The sequence below is a fragment of the Lacrimispora sp. 38-1 genome, assembly GCF_049890855.1.
Lineage (GTDB): Bacteria > Bacillota > Clostridia > Lachnospirales > Lachnospiraceae > Lacrimispora.
This window is the reverse complement of sequence record NZ_JBANEW010000094.1, coordinates 1-1,994: the sequence shown is the minus strand read 5'-3', so window position 1 is coordinate 1,994 and position 1,994 is coordinate 1. Positions and strand designations below refer to the sequence as shown.

Annotated in this window: 1 protein-coding gene and 1 pseudogene; both read right to left on the bottom strand. The window is 42.5% G+C overall.

The window, feature by feature from the left end:
• A pseudogene (locus V7D18_RS23700) lies at positions 1-473 on the bottom strand (hypothetical protein); the annotation flags it as partial.
• A gap of 757 nt (positions 474-1,230) precedes the next feature.
• Positions 1,231-1,994, bottom strand: a 764-nt coding sequence (locus V7D18_RS23695; protein WP_426158092.1) for a BclA C-terminal domain-containing protein, incomplete at its 5' end; no start/stop codon positions are given.

Sequence of the window (1,994 nt, the reverse complement as noted above, 5' to 3'; positions counted from 1 at the left end):
CCAGTGTCTCCCGTCGGGCCGGTATCTCCTGTCGGACCAGTTGGACCGGCTCCTCCCGTTGGACCTATAATATCGTCTTCAACAATAACTAAAATCCCTTTCAGTGGTGCTACTTGAGATATATATATCGTTGTTGGACTGACATTTACGAGCGCTAAGGTAACTGGAGGTGCAATTACATTAATGATTCCAACTCCCAATACCTTGCTTGTAGTAAATTGTGGATTACCCTCAATTAAATCTCCTTGAGAAGAAACCAGTGCAAAGGCTGTCCCACCTACGGCTTGTTGAAACAGTGTCGACAACCACCAATCAACAACGAATCTTCCTGCTTCCAAAAAAGTTATTATACCAGTAGCTGGATTATAGGTTATACCTCCAGAAACATAGGCAATGTTATCAAAAAGTACATTCGAACCGGCATTTACTTGGGTAGACGAAAATAATTCTATTTGAAGAGCGCTATTACTCATAGCAAATCCTCCAATCCAAAATTGTAGACGTTTATTAAAATTGCGTTAACGCCTATATTTATTTTATGATAGCATAATGAATTTGGATACTTTCTCTTCTTTTCTGAAAGATCAGTACAGACAATAAATATAGTGGCTTGACATATTCCTTATAAGATGACTCCAACCTACAAGAATAAAGGGGCAGTATTTCCGTATTCGTATAACGTATTAACAAAAAATCCGTTGAAATGATATACAAAAATGGAATGAATCACAACTATACTTTGCTCCATTTGCCTTTGTATCTATGATATTTTGAATATAAATTACACCGCTGCTAAAAAAACTAAGTTTACTTATAAACTGGCATATTTAAATCACGGAATAGATATTTTTGATCATTTTATTAAGAATAAAAGGAACAGGTGCTTGTTCTGGGATTATATTTTCAATTTAGTGTTTAATTCTAATCCTATTACGATAAATGAATCATCGCCTAAATTTAGACCAGTCTTATATTGTATGTGTAGATAATCCTCCTAAGTCTGAGCTAATATATTAACAACTATTTTTATTCTCAGATAATCCAAACAACACGAATATTTTCATCCATTGCATCTTTTATTTCCAGACAAAAATAATCCCTCCAAAGTAGTAGTACTTTTTGTCTTTGTACTGTCTACTATAGAGGGAATATCTCACAGCAGATTCATTCCTTTACTCACAGCTCAAGTAAGAAGAGAAGGATTTTTGCTTTCTACCCTGTAAGAGAAGATTATATCAGCCGAATAACTACCATATACGTGCCTGCTCCACCAAGAAGAGTGGCTGCTCCAAGAAGACCGAACAACTGAAGCGTCAAAGTATCGCCCGCGGTCAGTGGAACAATAAAGGACGTAGACAAATTATCTGCCGCTACGCTAGGGGTGATTACCGACTCAGCTAACGGTGTACCGTTCTGCAATACCTGAGAGGATACCGCCAGTGCCGTCGTTGTGGCAACGGCATAGCTAACCAGATATTCTCCAGTCGTTGGTACTGTAAATTCAGTATTCGTACCGTCCACGGTGAACGTGTTCAGATTTTGATTGTCTGGTAAGGGTATATCCGTACCGCTTAATACAACGGCAATAACAGCTGAAGTTGTGTTAGCCGCTGACATGCTGGCGCTTGTAATTGCGGGACCGGTATCTCCTGTTGGTCCTGTATCTCCTGTTGGGCCGGTATCCCCTGTCGGGCCTGTTGGGCCAGTATCCCCTGTTGGACCTGTTGGGCCCGTATCTCCTGTCGGGCCTGTTGGACCAGTATCTCCCGTCGGACCTGTCGGACCAGTGTCTCCTGTTGGACCCGTTGGACCAGTATCTCCTGTCGGACCCGTTGGACCCGTATCTCCTGTCGGACCCGTTGGACCAGTATCTCCCGTCGGACCTGTTGGACCGGTATCTCCTGTTGGGCCAGTATCTCCCGTCGGACCCGTTGGACCCGTATCTCCTGTCGGACCTGTTGGACCCGTAGCTCCTGTCGGACCCGTTGGACCGG